Here is a 16,598-nt window from a genome sequence, read left to right as displayed (position 1 = left end):
CATCATGCCGTCACGGGACTTTAGCGCCGAAGCTGATCCTTGCCCATGTCGGTGACCAGACGCTTTCCGCACAGAGCCAGCGTTATGTCCATCTCCTTGCGGATGATTTCCAGCGCCTTGGTAACGCCTTCCTTGCCGAGTGCGCCGAGGCCGTACAGGAAAGGCCGGCCGATATAGGTGCCCTTGGCGCCGAGGCACAGTGCCTTGAGCACGTCTTGGCCGGAGCGGATGCCGCCGTCCATATGCACCTCGATCGTGTCGCCGACGGCGTCGGCGATCTCTTCCAGCGCCATGATCGACGACGAGGCGCCGTCGAGCTGGCGGCCGCCATGGTTGGAAACGATGATCGCGTCGGCGCCCGTTCTGGCCGCCATCAGCGCATCTTCCCTGTCGAGTATGCCTTTCAGGATCAGCTTGCCGCCCCAGCGCTCCTTGATCCAGGCGACGTCCTTCCACGACAGATGTGGATCGAACTGCTCCTTCGTCCACGACGACAGCGAGGCGAGGTCGCCGACGCCCTTGGCATGGCCGACGATGTTGCGGAAGCTCCGGCGCTTGGTCCCGGCCATGCCGACGCACCAGCGTGGCCTGGTCGCCATCTGCCAGATGTGCTTCGGCGTCATCCGCGGCGGTGCCGAAAGCCCGTTGCGGATATCCTTGTGGCGCTGACCGAGGATCTGCAGGTCGAGCGTCAGCACCAGCGCCGAACATTTCGCCGCTTTTGCGCGATCGATCAAATCGAAGACGAAGTCCTTGTCGCGTAGCACATAGAGCTGGAACCAGAACGGCTTCCTGGTCACCGACGCGACATCCTCGATCGAGCAGATGCTCATTGTCGACAGCGTGAACGGCACACCGAATTCTTCCGCCGCCTGGGCCGCCAGCATCTCGCCGTCCGGATGCTGCATGCCGGTCATGCCGGTCGGCGCCAGCGCCACGGGCATCGTCACCTTCTCGCCGATCATGGTCGATTCCAGCGAGCGGTTGTCCATGTCGACAAGCACGCGCTGGCGGAACTTGATCTTCTGGAAATCCTCTTCGTTGGCGCGGTAGGTGCTTTCGGTCCAGGCGCCGGAATCGGCATAGTCGAAGAACATCTTCGGCACGCGGCGGCGCGCCAGGTCCTTGAGGTCGGCGATGGTGAGAATGCTGCTCATGGATCTTTTTTCCGCTGGTTCTTCGCTGGTTCGTCGTTGAATTTTCTGGGCGGTGCCTACGGCTGTTTTCTTGCCGGCTCGCCGCCACCGGGCTCGGAGCGCTGCCTGAGCCTCAGCCGCGACACGCGCTGCCAGTCGCCGCTGCGCTCGGCCTCGGCCATCGATCGTTCGACGTAGGAGATGTGGTCCATCGCCGCCTGCCGCGCCGCAGCCGGATCGCCGCCCTTGACCGCGGTGTAGATCGCCCGGTGCTGCGAAAGCAGCGCCTCGCGCGCGCCCGGCACGTTGAACACCAGCCGCCGGTTCTGGAACACGCCTTCCGACAGCAGCCGATAACAGGAGCGCAGCGTGTGCAGCAGGATGATGTTGTGCGCGCATTCGCAGATCGCGTGATGGAACTCGACGTCGATTTCCGCCTCGTCGTCGAAATTGCCGGTCCGGTGCGCCTCGTCCATACGTGCCATGATGCGGTCGAGCAGCGCCAGATCGTCCGATGTGGCACGCCGCGCCGCATATTCGGCCGCCACCGCCTCGATCTCCCGGCGGTACTCCAGATAGTCGGTCACCGCCTTGCGATGCATCGAGATCAGGTCGGTCACCGGCTTGGTGAACAGCTGGCCGATGACATCGGCGACATGGGTGCCGCCGCCTGGCCGTGTCGTCAACAGCCCGCGCCCTTCCAAGGCTTTCAAGGCATCGCGCAGGATCGGCCGCGACACCTCGAACTGGCGCGCCAGTTCGCGCTCGCCCGGCAGCCGGTCGCCGGTGCGCAGGACGCCTTCGAGGATCAGGCTCTCGATCTGCTGCACCACCTCGTCGGCGGTGCGCGAATGCTCGATCCGGGAGAAAATGTCGCTCAAACGGGATGCCTGGGGGTTGAACCGATGTCGCGCAAGATAAAGCCGGCGTCGCCAACTGGTCAAATTATTTATCCAATTCGCCGGGGGCCGGGTCCGTTTCACAGCCGCGGCGCCATATCATCTTCAGCTAAATTGGGCGTTTGCGTCCCCTGACGATTGCCTCTAGAGGGACATCATTGCCAAAGGGCTCACAGAAGCCCGGGGGACCAGCCGTGCCAGACGCCGACCCTTCCAACCTCGAATTCCAGCTGCGCGCCAAAGCCGTGGGCGGCACCGTCATGGGCTTTCCGGCGCATGAAGGTCGGCCGGGCGCGCTCGGCGAGGTCCACGCCCGGCCGCAGCCGCTGGTCGAAAAGCCGCGCGTGCTGGTGCAGCTTTCCTTCATGACCGAAGCTGGATCCGGGATCGATCAGGCCGTGCTTTCCGAATTGTCGCGACGCCTCGGCATCGCCGCGCCCGACCCTCACGCCCGCCACCACGCGATGAAATGGGGCAAGGGCTCGCTGCGCTGGGAACGCCACACGGAATTCTCGACCTATCTCTGGGAAGGCCCGCTCGCCGAAAACGGCAGGGGGCAAGAAGACACACCCTTCGGCAACGGGTTTTCGCCGCCGGGCACGGTGATTTCCGGCATCAGGCTGGAGATCCGCAAATGGACGCCGGCGAACGAAAAACTGATCGCCGGCTTCGACCCGACCAGCCTGTGCTATTCGCTGGTCGAGCGCGGCAACGCGGCCATCGTCACCGATTTCCGTCAGGATGGCGACGGCTTGACCCGCATGCTGGTGCTCGACCGCGGCCTGACCCCGGCGCGCACCGGGGCACTGTCGCAGCGGCTGATCGACATCGAGACCTACCGCACGCTGGCCATGCTTGGGCTGCCGCTGGCCCTGACGCTGTCCGGTCGCGCCCGCCGCATCGAAGACAGGCTGGCCCAGACCACGTTGGAAATGAAGGTCGCCGAGACCCGCGACAGCCAGACGCTGCTTGCCGACTTGACCGAACTGGCCGCCGAGCTGGAGGCCGATGCCGCCTCCAGCCTCTACCGCTTCGGCGCCAGCCGCGCCTATGACGGCATCGTGCGCGAACGGCTGGAGGCGCTCGACGAAGAAGCGGTGCCCGGCTACGACACCTGGGGCGGTTTTCTGCAGCGCCGCGTGGCGCCGGCGATGCGTACCTGCCGTTCGGTCGAGGAGCGTCAGGCCAACCTGTCGACGAAGCTCACCCGTGCCACCACACTGCTGCGCACCTGGGTCGACGTCGAGGTCGAGAAGCAGAATCGCGATCTTTTGGCATCGATGAACAATCGCGCCCGCCTGCAATTGCGGCTGCAGCAGACGGTGGAGGGGCTCTCGGTCGCCGCGGTTTCCTACTATGTCGTCGGCCTCATCGGCTACGTCGCCAAGGGCGCCTCGATCTTCGGCCATGCCTTCGCGCCGGAAATGGTCACCGCCGCCTCGGTGCCGCTCGCGGTCGTGCTCGTCTGGTGGGGCGTGCGCCGCGTCCGCCGCATGCACTCCGAACCAGGCAAGCAGCCGGGCGAGTAGTGTGGGGCGCAGCGGCAGATTGCCGCTGCGGAAGGCTGTCTCGGCCATAGGCCTCTCATCCCGGCCAAAGCGGCATTTGCAAGCGACCACCGTCGCTGGTAAAAGATTTTTACCAGTCGATCGAAGGAGGCTGTCGATGTCCGGCCTTGCCATGCCGAAACCAGACGACGCCACGATGCGCCGGCGCGACGAGATCGTCGCCGATATGCGCATCATGGTGCCGGGCGAGGGCGTCGTCGACGCCGCCAATGCCATGCGCGCCTTCGAGAGCGACGGGCTCACCGCATACCGGCAATTGCCGCTCGTCGTTGTACTGCCGCAAACCGTGGCCCAGGTCTCGCGGGTGCTGAAATATTGCAGCGACCGCAACATCCGCGTCGTGCCGCGCGGCTCCGGCACCTCGCTCTCCGGCGGTGCGCTGCCGCTCGAAGACGCGGTGCTGCTGGTGATGAGCCGCTTCAACCGCATCCTCGAGATCGATTTTCAGAACCGCGTCGTCGTCGCCCAGCCCGGCGTCACCAATCTCGGCATCACCACCGCCGTCGAGCAGGAGGGCTTCTATTACGCCCCCGATCCATCCTCCCAGATCGCCTGCTCGATCGGCGGCAATGTCGCGGAAAATTCCGGCGGCGTGCACTGCCTGAAATACGGTCTCACCGCCAACAATGTGCTCGGCATCGAGATGGTGCTGATGAATGGCGAGGTGGTGCGCCTCGGCGGCAGCCATCTCGACGCGGAAGGCTACGACCTGCTCGGCGTCATGACCGGCTCCGAAGGACTGCTCGGCGTCGTAACCGAGGTCACCGTACGCATCCTGAAGAAGCCGAAGACGGCGCGTGCCCTGCTGATCGGTTTCCCGACCAGCGAGCAGGCCGGCCAATGCGTTGCCGACATCATCGGCGCCGGCATCATTCCGGGCGGCATGGAGATGATGGACCGTCCGGCCATCCACGCCGCCGAGGATTTCGTCCAGGCCGGCTATCCGCTCGATGTCGAGGCGCTGCTGATCGTCGAGCTGGACGGGCCGGGTGTCGAGGTCGACCATCTGATCGGCCTGGTCGAAGCCATTGCTTTTAGGAACGGCTCGACCACATGCCGCACGTCGCAGTCGGAACAGGAGCGGCTGAGCTTCTGGGCCGGCCGCAAGGCGGCGTTCCCGGCGGTCGGCCGCATCTCGCCCGACTACTACTGCATGGACGGCACCATCCCGCGCAAGGAACTGCCGCGCGTGCTCGCCGGCATGCGCGAACTGTCGCAGAAATACGGGCTCGGCGTCGCCAATGTCTTCCACGCCGGCGACGGCAATCTGCACCCGCTCATCCTCTATGACGCCAACGTGCCGGGCGAACTCGACAAGGCGGAGAGTTTCGGCGCTGACATATTGCGGCTCTGCGTCAAGGTCGGTGGCGTGCTGACCGGAGAGCACGGGGTCGGCATCGAGAAGCGCGACCTGATGCCGGAAATGTTCAACCAGATCGACCTCGACCAGCAGATGCGCGTCAAATGCGCCTTCGACCCCAACCATCTTTTGAATCCCGGCAAGGTCTTCCCGCAATTGAGGCGATGCGCCGAGCTCGGGCGGATGCACGTGCATCGCGGGAAAGTGGCGTTTCCGGACATTCCGAGGTTTTGAGCGCGTATGTTAGCGCTTGAACACCCCCCTCTGTCCTGCCGGACTTCTCCCCCTCAAGGGGGGAGATTGGCAGCTTCGGCGCCTCGCCCTCCCGTTAACACTGGAGATTGGCGAAGCCCGACGCAGCATCCGATCTCCCCCCTTGAGGGGGAGATGTCCGGCAAGACAGAGGGGGGCGCGAAGGAACACGACGTTCCCGCATTTGCAAATGCCGCGTCCGTCCCATGACCACCTTCACCCCGTCAACAGCCGCGGAAACCCTATCCACCGTCGCTTGGGCAGCCGCCGAAGACTCGCCGCTCGAAATCCTCGGCCACGGCTCCAAGCGCGGTATCGGCCGGCCGCAGCAGAGCGAGCATACGCTCGACCTTTCCAAACTCTCCGGCGTCATGCTTTACGAGCCGGCCGAACTGGTGCTGTCGGCAAAAGCCGGCACGCCGCTGGCCGAAATCGAAAGCCTGCTTGCCGAAAACGGCCAGCAACTTGCCTTCGAACCGATGGATTACGGCCCGCTGCTCGGCGGTGAGCCAGCGCGAGGCACGATCGGCGGCGCACTCGCCGCGAACCTTTCCGGCCCGCGCCGGCTGAAGGTGGGTGCTGCGCGCGACCATATCCTTGGCATAGCGGCCGTTTCCGGGCGCGGCGAGGCCTTCAAGTCCGGCGGCCGCGTCGTCAAGAACGTCACCGGCTATGATCTGTCCAAGCTGATGGCCAACAGCTGGGGCACGCTGGCGGTGCTCACCGACGTCACCTTCAAGGTGCTGCCTGCTGCCGAGACCGAAGTCACGCTTGCCATCCGCGGCCTGCTCGACGATCACGCCGCCGCCGCCATGGCGCTGGCGCTGGGTTCCAGCGCCGAAGTGTCGAGCGCTGCCCACCTTCCCGAACGGGTCGCAGCCAGGGTCGCCGGCGGCAGTCTCGGCAGCGATGCCGCGACGCTGCTGCGCATCGAGGGCTTCGGCCCGTCGGTCGCTTACCGCATTGCCGCGCTGAAAGACCTGCTGAAAAACGCTGGGCCGCTGCAGGAGATTTCCGGTTCGGTCTCGTACTCGGTCTGGCGCAATGTCCGCGACTGCGCGCCGTTCGCCGATGGCAGCGAAAGGCCGGTGTGGCGCGTCTCGATGGCGCCGTCGCGGGGCCACCAGATGGTGCTGGCGCTGCGCATGCAGGCCCCGGTCGATGCCTTCTATGATTGGCAGGGCGGGCTGATCTGGCTGCGCATGCAGCAGGACGATCCCGAGGCAGGCCTGTTGCGCAGCCTGATCAGAAAACACGGCGGCGGCCATGCGACGCTGGTGCGCGCAACCCCTTCGCACCGCGCCGCCGTACCGGTGTTCGAACCGCAAGCGCCGCAACTGGCAGCACTGTCGGCGCGGCTGAAGGCCGAATTCGACCCGAAGAATATCCTCAATCCCGGCCGTATGGCGCCGGGCGCAAGCTCTGCTACTCTCGCGCCGGCAACCGAGGGAGGAGCACAATGAGCGATCCAGGCCAAAACGGTACGTCACGCCAGACCGACCGCTGGCTGGAGCCCGGCCCGACCAACGCGCTGGTCATCTACATCCTCTATCTCGCCGGCCTGGCCATCGGCGTCAGCGGCATTGTCGGCATCGTCCTGGCCTATATCAATCGCGGCAAGGCCGGCGGCTTCGTCGAAGGCCACTACACATTCCTGATCCGCACCTTCTGGATCGGCCTGCTCTATGCACTGATCTCGGCGCTGCTGATGATCGTGGTCATCGGTGTCGTGCTGATGGTTGCCGTTGCCGTCTGGTTCATCGCCCGCTGCATTCTCGGCCTGCAGGCGCTGCAGCGCGGCGAGGCGGTCAAGAACCCGGAAAGCTGGTTTCTGGGATTATGAGCATGATCCCCAAAACTGGGTACCGGTTTTGGGAAAAGATCATGCTCAAACGGTAGGGATTCGTTTACGTGCAGACCAATTTCTCAGCTGCCCAGCTCGCCGATCCGCATGTCGCGGAATCGGAGAAGATCCTGCGCAAATGTGTGCATTGCGGCTTCTGCACCGCCACCTGCCCGACCTATGTGACGCTCGGCAACGAACTGGATTCGCCGCGCGGCCGGATTTATCTGATCAAGGACATGCTGGAAAACGGACGGCCGGCCGACAAGCAGATCGTCACCCATATCGACCGCTGCCTGTCCTGCCTCGCCTGCATGACCACCTGCCCGTCGGGCGTCAACTACATGCATCTGGTCGACCACGCCCGCGTCCATATCGAGCAAACCTACAAGCGTCCGCTGGCCGATCGCCTGACACGCGCCATGCTGGCCTTCGTGCTGCCCTACCCCTCGCGTTTCCGCGCGGCGCTCAAGCTGGCGAAGCTCGGCCAGCCATTCGCCGGCCTGTTTGAGAAAATCCAGGCATTGAAGCCTTTGGGCGCGATGTTGAAGCTGGCCCCGGCGTCGGTCCCGGCAGTCTCGCCGATGGCCTCGCCGGGCGTCCATGCCGGGCAGGGCGCGAAGAAAAATGGCCGTGTCGCCATCCTCACCGGCTGCGCGCAATCCGTGCTCGATCCCGGCATCAACGACACGACGATTTCGCTGCTGACCCGGCTTGGCGTTGAGGTCGTGGTGGCCGCGGGCGAGGGCTGCTGCGGCGCGCTGGTGCATCATATGGGGCGCGAGGACGCTGCCTTGGCGTCGGCCCGACGGAACGTCGACGCCTGGACGCGCGCCATCGAGCAGGGCGGACTCGACGCCATCGTCATCACCGCATCCGGGTGCGGCACCACCATCAAGGATTACGGCTTCATGCTGCGCCTCGATCCGGCCTATGCCGACAAGGCTGCGCGGGTCTCGGCGCTGGCCAGGGACATCACCGAATATCTGGCAAGCCTCGACCTGCCCGAGCCGGTCCGCAAGCCGGGCACCATCGTCGCCTATCACTCAGCCTGCTCGATGCAGCACGGCCAGAAGATCACCCGCCAGCCGAAGGAGCTTCTGGTCCGTGCCGGCTTCGTCGTGCGCGAGCCGCGCGAAGGGCATCTTTGCTGCGGTTCGGCCGGCACCTACAACATCCTGCAGCCCGAGATTTCGGCGACGTTGCGCGACCGCAAGCTCAGGAATATCGAGGCGACCGGTGCTGAAATCGTCGCCACCGGCAATATCGGCTGCATCACCCAGATCGCTTCCGCCGCCAAGCTGCCGGTGGTGCATACGATAAAGCTGCTGGACTGGGCCTATGGCGGCGAGCCGCCAAAATTGGTTTGATTGCTGCGCACCCGCCGATGAGACTGCCGAGATGCCCAACCCAAAGTCAGAAGAGATTGGAACCGTCGTTCGGCTGCTGTCGGACAGATCGCCGGCGACGTTCCAGGCCAGCTATGGCGAATGCCAGACAATCATCGCTCGCCATCTCAAGGATGGGTCCGAATTCCTGTTTGCGCTCATAAGGGCAGCGGTACAAGCCGACGTCCAGCAAGACAATCTGATTATCGACGCCGTTTCGTTTCTCGACGACGCGCATTTGGCTCGTCTGGCATTTTTCCTGCAAGAGGAAGTGAAACGCGGAATAGACGTGGAGGATCTGCTGGCTCACGTCGCCTTGCAGGCGCCGGAATTGTTTCCAGACAGTACCTTGGGCGACATTCCCGATTTCGCAGACTGGCTGACGCATGATGATCCTCGTTCGTCCCCGGCATGTCATCATTTCAGCTTTGAGGAAGGCGCTCCGAGCGACATGTCTTTTCCGACGCATCGCAATCATCCTACCTGGCATCTGCCGGCGACTGGCAGGCCACTTACGGTCGGCGGCGAAGGATCGGCAGTGCCCGACCTGTCGAGAGCGACTGATACATCTGATTACGCTGGACGATCTTGGGAATGAGCTGACGATGCCTCTTCCCAGACTCCGTATCGAGACCTGTGCGAATTCTCTCGAACCGACCTATTATTCCCACGACGCTGCCGGTGTGCCGACGCCGATCGCGCCTCTGCATTCGCCCTACATTGAGAGGCTTGCAAAGGCCGCCGAGAAAAGAACTGTTCGGTTGGCACCGACCCCTGAACGGTGGCTCAGGCAGTCGTACGGGATAAGCAATTCAAGGCAAAACCTGTTTCGGCTTGGTGGGCTGCCGTCATGGATTCAGGGACCGCAGTTTCCAGTCGTTCCCGGAACGGACCGGGAAATGAAATTTCTTCTTCAGTTCGATTCACTCGCCGGTTTCTTCTGGGGCAGCGGCGGCGTGCTCTACGTCTTCTGGGATGACGAGTCCCGGATCACCTGCCATGTGCCGCAATACACGTGACGAAGGCGCCTACTCCGCCGCCAGCCGGTCTGCCGTGCCGTAGGTTGCCTGATAGCGGGCACGCTGCCGGCTGAGGGCCACCATCGTGTTGCGCAGCAGGATCGCCACCGTGATCGGGCCGACGCCGCCCGGCACCGGCGTGATCCACGACGCGACATGCCTGACGCTCTCGGCATCGACGTCGCCGACGATGCGGCTCTCGCCGTCCGGCCCGATTTCCGAATTGATGCCGATATCGATGACGGCGGCGCCCGGCTTGACCATGTCGGCCTTGATCAGCCGCGGTTTGCCGACCGCGACGAACAGTGCGTCGGCGCGGCGTGCGTGTGCCGCCACCGAACGCGTCATGTGGTGACAGACGGTCACCGTCGCGCCTTCGCTCATCAAGAGGAACGCGATCGGCTTGCCGACGATCTCGGAATGGCCGACGACCACCACCTCGAGCCCCTTGAGGTCGAGGCCGGTTTCCCTGAGCAGTTCGACCGAAGCGGCGGCGGTGCAGGGCGCCAGGTCGAGCTGGTTGTAGACGATGTTGCCGATCGAGGCCGGATGCATGCCCTCGACATCCTTGAGCGGATGCACCGCCGCCTGCAGCGTCTTGATCGGAATGTGCACCGGCACCGGCCGCTGGATGATGATGCCGGTGACGCGCGGGTCGGCGTTAAGCCCGTGGATTGCCGCTTCCAGCTCGCCGGCGGTGATGTCGGCGCGAAAGCGCCTTTCCTCGAAGCCGATGCCGGCCAACCCGGCCTTGGCGCGCTGGTTGCGGACATAGACATCGACCGCGGCGGTATCGCCGACGGTGACCGACACCAGCTTGGGCGGAAAGCCTTCGGCGGTGGCGATCGCCGCGTCCTCGCGCACGCCGGCGATGATGCGTTGAGCAACCGGGCCGCCTCTGAGATAGCGGCTGTCGTCGGAAAGGGACATCGGGATGGGGCCTTTATCTGGATTTTAGCCGCCACATAGCAAAGCAACCGCGAAAAGGCAGCGCGAAAAGCGAACCGCCATGCCGGTCGCGCGACGTGCCGGCAAAATCTTCCCGTCAATTCCTGCTGGCGGAAACAAAAAGGGCAGCACGGCTTGCCGCGCTGCCCTTTCGTGACTGGCCGCATCCCCACACGGCCCGTCCCCCGTTATTCAATGCTCCCGAGGCTTCTGAGCAGAATCATCGATGAGGTCAACCGCAGATTACATGACTACAACCGTCGTGCCAACATTGACCCGCTCGTAAAGGTCGACCACGTCCTCGTTGCGCATGCGGATGCAGCCCGACGACACCGCGCCGCCGATCGTCCAGGGCTGATTGGTGCCGTGGATACGGTACTCAGTCGAGCCGAGATAGAGCGCGCGTGCGCCGAGCGGGTTTTCCATGCCGCCGGCGAGATAGGTCGGCAGATAACGGCCCTTGGCGGCTTCGCGGGCGATCATCACCGCCGGCGGCCGCCAATCCGGCCAGACGCGCTTGTTGGTGATCTTGTGGGTGCCGGACCATTCGAAGCCCGGCTTGCCGGTGCCGACGCCATAACGCCGCGCCTTACCGTTCTTCCCGACCAGATAGAGGAAATTCTCTCGCGTATCGATGACGATCGTGCCCGGCTTCTGCGGGCCGTCATAGGCGACTTCCTGCGGCAGATAGATCGGGTCGATCTGCGGCCGCATCACCATGCGCTTGGCCGGCGCCTGCACCGCTGCGGTGCGCAGCTGATCGGGTTCGGCCAGCCGCCGGTAGCGCCGTTGCGGCTGCGCCTCTTGCCGGCTCTGCCGCACGATGCCCGGGGCATGGCCGAGCTGCAGCACCCAGGGTGCCGAAAGATCCGGGCTGACCACCACCGGCGGCCTCTCCGCATAGCGGTCGTTGGCATTGGCGGCGCCGGCAGCAAGTACGGCCGCGGCGCCGAACAGTGGGAACAAGAATGTCTTCATCGCAACGCACCTTGATCGTCGAACATGCCGGGGTGCAAAGCCTCCCCGATTTCGCCGACATTGGGCGCGAAGCGGCAACCGAAACATGAATCGGAATGTGTAAAATGCCGATCTGTCAGTAAAGCTTTTGGTGTGGTTACCGCCCGGTTCAGGAATCTGGTAAAGCCGCGGTAAAGGCCGCGTCAAAACGCGTTAACGCCAAGACACGAACGGAATTCCGCCATGGATGAAAAGACAGGTCTGCTTGCCGGTCCCGACGGCATCGCCCGCTGCTTCTGGCACGGCAACCTGCCGGATTATCTGCACTACCACGACCACGAATGGGGCCGGCCGGTCGCCGACGACCGCCGCCTGTTCGAGAAGATCTGCCTCGAAGGTTTTCAGTCGGGCCTGTCCTGGCTGACCATATTGCGCAAGCGCGACAATTTCCGCGAGGCGTTTGCCGGCTTCGATGTCGACAAGATCGCCGCCTTCACCGACGCCGATGTCGATCGCCTGCTCGGCAATGCCGGCATCATCCGCCATCGCGGCAAGATCGTCTCGACCATCAACAACGCCAAGCGCGCCCGCGAACTCATCGACGAGGCCGGCTCGCTGGCCGCCTGGTTCTGGAAGTTCGAGCCCGGCCCGCACGAGCGGCCCGAGATCGTCGACCTCGCGCATTTGCGCGCCAATCCGACGACGGCCGTCTCGGTCCGCATTTCGAAAGAGCTGAAGAAGCGCGGCTGGAGCTTTGTCGGCCCGACCACCGTCTACGCCTTCATGCAGGCGATGGGGCTGGTCAACGACCATCTCGAGGGCTGCGTCTGCCGCGAGCCGGTCGAGGCGGAACGGAAAGCGTTCAAGCGGCCGAAATAGCGGCTCAGGCGCCGCCGGCGCCGGCCAGGAAAAACCCGGCAAGGATGGCCGCCAGCGCGGCGAACACCGGATAGATCACCAGCAGTCCGGTCATCAGCACGTCGCGCATGGTCGGTCCACTGCGCTGTTGCGCCGCGACCTCGAACGGTCCGGCGATTTGCTTCGTATTCGGGGCATAACCATCGGCCGGCCGCAGCCGGACCGAGGCGTCGCGTGCCCGGCTATCGATGATGTCGAACTTCTGTAGCGTGGCCATGGCCCCGAACCCCTTGTTTCGGCGCGCTTATCGGCCCGGATTGTGTCGGCACGATGCCGCGCGCATGGCACAATTGTTTCATTTGTGACGCGGTTTGTTTCGATCGCCCTGCCTGATGGCTTTGCGCTGCCCCTCATTGCCCTGCCGGGCATTTCTCCCCGTATAGTGACGGGGAGAAAGGACGCCTCCGCCGGTGGTTTCGCCAATCACAGCGTTGCACAAGTAGCGCCGAGGCTGCGACAACTCCCCTTCTCCCCGTCACTATACGGGGAGAAGGTGCCGGCAGGCGGATGAGGGGCGGCGCGACATTTGCGAACCAACTGGTCCCGCGACATCGCGGAAAAGCCGCAAACCCTTGCCTTCTCCGGGCTGCATCGGTAGGACACGCCGACCCGAAATAAGTCACCGTTTACATAGCAAAGTACCCATCCCATGGCCGACAAATCCGAAAAGATGAAAGCGCGGCTGCCGCGCGGCTTTGTCGACCGCGGCGCCGACGATCTGCGCACCGTCGAGAAGATGATGGCGACGATCCGCTCGGTCTTTGAGCTCTACGGTTTCGAGCCGGTCGACCAGCCGCTGATCGAATACACCGATGCGCTCGGCAAGTTCCTGCCCGACCAGGACCGGCCGAACGAGGGCGTGTTCTCGTTCCAGGACGACGACGATCAATGGCTGTCGCTGCGCTACGACCTGACCGCGCCGATGGCGCGCTTTGTCGCCGAGAATTTCGAGCGCCTGCCGAAACCCTATCGCAGCTATCGCTCCGGCTGGGTGTTCCGCAACGAGAAGCCCGGTCCCGGCCGCTTCCGCCAGTTCATGCAGTTCGACGCCGACACGGTAGGCACGCCGGGTGTCGCGGCCGATGCCGAGATGGCGATGATGATGGCCGACGTGATGGAGGCGCTCGGCATCAAGCGCGGCGACTACGTCGTCCGCGTCAACAATCGCAAGGTGCTCGACGGCGTGCTCGAGGCGATCGGCCTCGGCGGCGACGAGAACGCTGGCCGCCGGCTGCAGGTGCTGCGGGCGATCGACAAGCTGGACAAGCTGGGCGTCGAGGGCGTGCGCCTGCTTTTGGGCGCCGGGCGCAAGGACGAGAGCGGTGATTTTACCAAGGGCGCCGGGCTGGGTAACGCGCAAATCGATGTTGTGATCAGCTATTTCACGGTCATGGCGCAGCATGATCCCGAACAAATTGTCCAGACACTGGGATCTATCACCCCGGGGCTCAGCAATCTTGTCGAGGAAAGGAAACTCGAACATCTCGGCATAACGAATGCCTCGTTTGTCGAGGGTCTTGCAGAGCTGGAGCAGATAAGAACCATGGTCGCACAAAGCGGCTACGGTGAGGATCGCATTCGCATCGACCCATCCGTCGTCCGTGGCCTCGAATATTACACCGGCCCGGTCTACGAGGCCGAGCTGCTGGCCGAGATCCCCAACGAGGACGGCCAGATCGTGCGCTTCGGCTCGGTTGGCGGCGGCGGACGTTATGACGGCCTCGTCTCGCGCTTCCGTAGCGAGCCGGTGCCGGCGACCGGTTTTTCCATCGGCGTCTCGCGCCTTATGACGGCGCTGAAGAACCTCGGCAAGCTCGACACTTCCGATGTCATCGCGCCGGTCGTCGTGCTGACCATGGACAAGGATACGGAAAGCCTCGGCCGCTACCAGAAGATGGTGGCCGAGCTGCGCGCCGCCGGCATCCGCTCGGAAATGTATCTCGGCGGCGCCGGCATGAAGGCGCAGCTGAAATATGCCGACCGCCGCGGTAGCCCGGTCGCCGTCATCCAGGGCGGCGACGAGCGCGCCAAGGGCGAGGTGCAGATCAAGGACCTGATCGAAGGCGCGAAGATGTCGGCCGACATCGCCGACAACGCCGAATGGCGCGCCGCGCGACCGGCGCAGGTGACCGTGGCGGAAGGCGATCTGGTCGCCGAGGTGAAGAAGATACTGGCGGCGCAGGCCGAGGAGCGGGCGCGTGGCAAGTAGGGCGCCGCTTCCTTCTCCCCTTGTGGGAGAAGGTGGCCGAGCGAAGCTCGGTCGGATGAGGGGTGTTCCAGGGAACGCCGACGCCTCATTTCTTCCGGCACCCCTCATCCGTCTTGGCGCTTCGCGCCAATCCACCTTCTCCCACAGGGGGAGAAGGGAAGGGCGCCTGCCGTGACCTCGCGCCCCGCCATCGCATCCGACATCACCAGCCTCTTCGCCGCGCGAAATACGCATGCGGTCGAAGTCGCGGTGCTGCAGCCGGCCGACCCGTTCCTCGACATGGCCGGCGAGGATTTGCGGCGCCGCATCTTTCTCACCGAGAGCGAGACCGGACAGACGCTTTGCCTGCGGCCGGAATTCACCATTCCGGTCTGCCTCGACCACATCGCCAGCCAGGCCGGCACGCCGCGCCGCTATTCCTATCTCGGCGAGGTGTTTCGCCAGCGCCGCGAGGGCGGCAACGAGTTCTTCCAGGCCGGCATCGAGGATCTCGGCGACCGCGACACGGCGGCCGCCGACGCCCGTTCGCTGGCCGATGCGCATGCGCTGCTGTCGCTGGTCCTGCCCGGCCGGGAACTGGCGGTGACGCTCGGCGACCAGACCATCTTCGAGGCGGTGCTGGCAGCACTTGGCCTGCCGCGCGGCTGGCGCATGCGGCTGGCCCGCGCCTTCGGCTCGGCGCCGATGCTTGAGGCCGCCCTTGCCGATCTGGCCAATCCACCGCGCAACAGCCAGCTTGCCGGCGCGGTCGCCGCGCTTGTCCTTGATGGCGATCTCGACGGTCTTTCGGCGCATGTCGCCGGCGGCATGGAAGAGGCTGGCCTGTCGGCAACGGCCGGGCGTTCGCCGTCCGAGATTGCGCGGCGCCTGATCGAGAAGGCCGAACTGCGCAGCGTGCGGCTGTCGAACGAGGCATTCGCGGCGCTAGAGAGTTTCCTGGCAATCGACGTGCCGCTCGACAGCGCCGCCGGAGCGCTCCAACGTTTTGCAGCCGATGCCGGGCTTTCACTGGGGGCTGCGCTGGAGAATTTCGCAGCCCGCGCCGCGGCCATCGAAAGCCTCGGCCTGCCGATGTCTGAAATCAGCTACGACGCCGCCTTCGGCCGGCCGCTCGATTACTACACCGGCCTGGTCTTCGAGATCGCGACGCAGGATGGCGACCGGCCGCTCGCCGGTGGCGGCCGCTACGACCGGCTGCTGACGCTGCTCGGCGCCAAAACGCCGATCCCCGGCGTCGGTTTTTCCGTCTGGCTCGACCGCATCGAGGCGCTGCGGGAGACGGCGCCATGATCACGCTGGCGATCCCGTCGAAAGGCCGGCTCAAGGAGCAGGCGCTGGAGGTGCTGGCCAAGGCCGGGCTTGCCGTCAGCCTGCCCGGCGACGAGCGCAAATATCGCGCCCGCATCGACGGCCTTGACGGCGTCGAGATAGCATTCCTGTCTGCCTCGGAGATATCAGGCGAAATCGGCCAGGGGTCGGTCGATCTCGGCATCACCGGCGAGGACCTTTTGCGCGAAAACCTCGCCGATTGCGAGACGCGCGCCGAAATCATCGCCCGCCTCGGTTTCGGCAATGCCGATGTCGTCGTCGCCGTGCCCGACATCTGGCTCGATGTCGACACCATGGCCGACCTCGACGACGTCGCCGCCGATTTCCGCCAGCGCCACGGCCGCCGGCTCAGGATCGCCACCAAATACTGGCGCCTGACCCAGCAGTTCTTTTCGCAAAAGCACGGCATCCAGGTCTACCGCATTGTCGAAAGCCTTGGCGCCACCGAAGGCGCGCCGGCGGCCGGATTGGCCGATATCGTCGTCGACATCACCACGTCAGGCGCGACGCTGCGCGCCAACCATCTCAAGGTGCTGGCCGACGGCGTCATCCTGCGCTCGCAGGCCTGCCTCGTGGCGTCGAGGAAGATGCGTTCGGCGACGGACGAGGCCGTGTTGCGCGATATTGCGGGCAGGATGGCATCGGTGAACGCAGGCTGACGACCAGCCGATCTCCCCCCTGTTTGGACCGGAGACATCGCGAACAGGTGTGCGAGGACATCGCGAACAGTGCTCCATGCTATCTCTCGACGAGGTTGAGGTCGATGGTTTGG

At 64.7% G+C, this 16,598-nt stretch carries 15 protein-coding genes; 10 read left to right on the top strand and 5 right to left on the bottom strand.

Annotated features, from left to right (window positions below; all coding sequences use genetic code 11):
- Nucleotides 1-20: 20 nt before the first annotated feature.
- Both NKH30_RS23930 and NKH30_RS23925 read right to left on the bottom strand, forming a co-directional pair.
- Nucleotides 21-1,157: an alpha-hydroxy acid oxidase gene (locus NKH30_RS23930; RefSeq protein WP_352773966.1), complete on the bottom strand. Its 1,137-nt coding sequence runs from the start codon at nt 1,155-1,157 to the stop codon at nt 21-23.
- Nucleotides 1,158-1,213: 56 nt separating this feature from the next.
- Nucleotides 1,214-2,017 (bottom strand): FadR/GntR family transcriptional regulator, encoded by an 804-nt coding sequence (locus NKH30_RS23925; RefSeq protein WP_352541779.1) that lies wholly within the window; start codon nt 2,015-2,017, stop codon nt 1,214-1,216.
- 212 nt (nt 2,018-2,229) lie between these two features.
- Between NKH30_RS23925 and NKH30_RS23920 the strand changes: the two genes are divergently transcribed.
- From NKH30_RS23920 to NKH30_RS23895, 6 genes are all read left to right on the top strand, one after another.
- Nucleotides 2,230-3,564, top strand: a complete 1,335-nt coding sequence (locus NKH30_RS23920) for a DUF3422 family protein (protein ID WP_352472690.1) — start codon at nt 2,230-2,232, stop codon at nt 3,562-3,564.
- Nucleotides 3,565-3,700: 136 nt separating this feature from the next.
- Entirely contained in the window at nt 3,701-5,197 is a 1,497-nt protein-coding gene (locus NKH30_RS23915) for an FAD-linked oxidase C-terminal domain-containing protein (RefSeq protein ID WP_352997335.1), read from the top strand.
- 224 nt (nt 5,198-5,421) lie between these two features.
- Entirely contained in the window at nt 5,422-6,678 is a 1,257-nt protein-coding gene (locus tag NKH30_RS23910; RefSeq protein WP_352472688.1) for an FAD-binding protein, read from the top strand.
- On the top strand, nt 6,675-7,058 hold the full coding sequence (locus NKH30_RS23905) for a DUF4870 family protein (protein ID WP_352472687.1): 384 nt from the start codon (nt 6,675-6,677) through the stop codon (nt 7,056-7,058). The genes NKH30_RS23910 and NKH30_RS23905 overlap by 4 nt, the downstream gene beginning before the upstream one ends.
- Nucleotides 7,059-7,126: 68 nt before the next feature.
- Nucleotides 7,127-8,428, top strand: a complete 1,302-nt coding sequence (gene glcF / locus NKH30_RS23900; protein WP_352472686.1) for a glycolate oxidase subunit GlcF — start codon at nt 7,127-7,129, stop codon at nt 8,426-8,428.
- Nucleotides 8,400-9,044 (top strand): DEAD/DEAH box helicase family protein, encoded by a 645-nt coding sequence (locus NKH30_RS23895; protein WP_352997333.1) that lies wholly within the window; start codon nt 8,400-8,402, stop codon nt 9,042-9,044. Before glcF ends, NKH30_RS23895 begins: the two co-directional genes overlap by 29 nt.
- Nucleotides 9,045-9,474: 430 nt before the next feature.
- Here the strand turns inward: NKH30_RS23895 and NKH30_RS23890 are convergent, their stop codons facing one another.
- Nucleotides 9,475-10,395 (bottom strand): bifunctional 5,10-methylenetetrahydrofolate dehydrogenase/5,10-methenyltetrahydrofolate cyclohydrolase, encoded by a 921-nt coding sequence (locus NKH30_RS23890; protein WP_352618472.1) that lies wholly within the window; start codon nt 10,393-10,395, stop codon nt 9,475-9,477.
- Nucleotides 10,396-10,656: 261 nt separating this feature from the next.
- Entirely contained in the window at nt 10,657-11,391 is a 735-nt protein-coding gene (locus NKH30_RS23885) for a L,D-transpeptidase (RefSeq protein ID WP_352472683.1), read from the bottom strand.
- 222 nt (nt 11,392-11,613) lie between these two features.
- Between NKH30_RS23885 and NKH30_RS23880 the strand changes: the two genes are divergently transcribed.
- Nucleotides 11,614-12,249 carry a DNA-3-methyladenine glycosylase I gene (locus tag NKH30_RS23880; protein WP_352472682.1) on the top strand — a complete coding sequence of 212 codons (636 nt, stop codon included), beginning with the start codon at nt 11,614-11,616 and terminating at the stop codon, nt 12,247-12,249.
- A 4-nt stretch (nt 12,250-12,253) separates the two neighbouring features.
- Here the strand turns inward: NKH30_RS23880 and NKH30_RS23875 are convergent, their stop codons facing one another.
- Nucleotides 12,254-12,505: a hypothetical protein gene (locus tag NKH30_RS23875; protein WP_352472681.1), complete on the bottom strand. Its 252-nt coding sequence runs from the start codon at nt 12,503-12,505 to the stop codon at nt 12,254-12,256.
- Nucleotides 12,506-12,937: 432 nt separating this feature from the next.
- Here NKH30_RS23875 and hisS point away from each other — a divergent pair, with 432 nt between their 5' ends.
- The 3 genes from hisS to hisG all read left to right on the top strand — a co-directional run bounded on the left by hisS (nt 12,938) and on the right by hisG (nt 16,485).
- Nucleotides 12,938-14,497 carry a histidine--tRNA ligase gene (gene hisS / locus NKH30_RS23870; RefSeq protein WP_352819347.1) on the top strand — a complete coding sequence of 520 codons (1,560 nt, stop codon included), beginning with the start codon at nt 12,938-12,940 and terminating at the stop codon, nt 14,495-14,497.
- A 171-nt stretch (nt 14,498-14,668) separates the two neighbouring features.
- Nucleotides 14,669-15,787: an ATP phosphoribosyltransferase regulatory subunit gene (locus NKH30_RS23865; protein WP_352997331.1), complete on the top strand. Its 1,119-nt coding sequence runs from the start codon at nt 14,669-14,671 to the stop codon at nt 15,785-15,787.
- Nucleotides 15,784-16,485 carry an ATP phosphoribosyltransferase gene (hisG, locus tag NKH30_RS23860; RefSeq protein ID WP_352618466.1) on the top strand — a complete coding sequence of 234 codons (702 nt, stop codon included), beginning with the start codon at nt 15,784-15,786 and terminating at the stop codon, nt 16,483-16,485. The genes NKH30_RS23865 and hisG overlap by 4 nt, the downstream gene beginning before the upstream one ends.
- Nucleotides 16,486-16,598 lie beyond the last annotated feature (113 nt).

Origin of the sequence: Mesorhizobium sp. M1273, from assembly GCF_040318195.1 — a bacterium.
Classification (GTDB): Bacteria; Pseudomonadota; Alphaproteobacteria; order Rhizobiales; family Rhizobiaceae; genus Mesorhizobium.
The sequence above is the reverse complement of the archived record's forward strand: the minus strand, read 5'-3'. Positions and strand labels throughout refer to the sequence as shown.

Bases quoted from the DNA above. Each gene is read 5' to 3' on its own strand.
- NKH30_RS23930 (WP_352773966.1), bottom strand. From the start codon at position 1,157: ATGAGCAGCATTCTCACCATCGCCGACCTCAAGGACCTGGCGCGCCGC.
- NKH30_RS23915 (WP_352997335.1), top strand. From the start codon at position 3,701: ATGTCCGGCCTTGCCATGCCGAAACCAGACGACGCCACGATGCGCCGG.
- NKH30_RS23910 (WP_352472688.1), top strand. From the start codon at position 5,422: ATGACCACCTTCACCCCGTCAACAGCCGCGGAAACCCTATCCACCGTC.
- NKH30_RS23905 (WP_352472687.1), top strand. From the start codon at position 6,675: ATGAGCGATCCAGGCCAAAACGGTACGTCACGCCAGACCGACCGCTGG.
- NKH30_RS23895 (WP_352997333.1), top strand. From the start codon at position 8,400: ATGGCGGCGAGCCGCCAAAATTGGTTTGATTGCTGCGCACCCGCCGAT.
- NKH30_RS23890 (WP_352618472.1), bottom strand. From the start codon at position 10,395: ATGTCCCTTTCCGACGACAGCCGCTATCTCAGAGGCGGCCCGGTTGCT.
- NKH30_RS23885 (WP_352472683.1), bottom strand. From the start codon at position 11,391: ATGAAGACATTCTTGTTCCCACTGTTCGGCGCCGCGGCCGTACTTGCT.
- NKH30_RS23880 (WP_352472682.1), top strand. From the start codon at position 11,614: ATGGATGAAAAGACAGGTCTGCTTGCCGGTCCCGACGGCATCGCCCGC.
- NKH30_RS23875 (WP_352472681.1), bottom strand. From the start codon at position 12,505: ATGGCCACGCTACAGAAGTTCGACATCATCGATAGCCGGGCACGCGAC.
- hisS (WP_352819347.1), top strand. From the start codon at position 12,938: ATGGCCGACAAATCCGAAAAGATGAAAGCGCGGCTGCCGCGCGGCTTT.
- hisG (WP_352618466.1), top strand. From the start codon at position 15,784: ATGATCACGCTGGCGATCCCGTCGAAAGGCCGGCTCAAGGAGCAGGCG.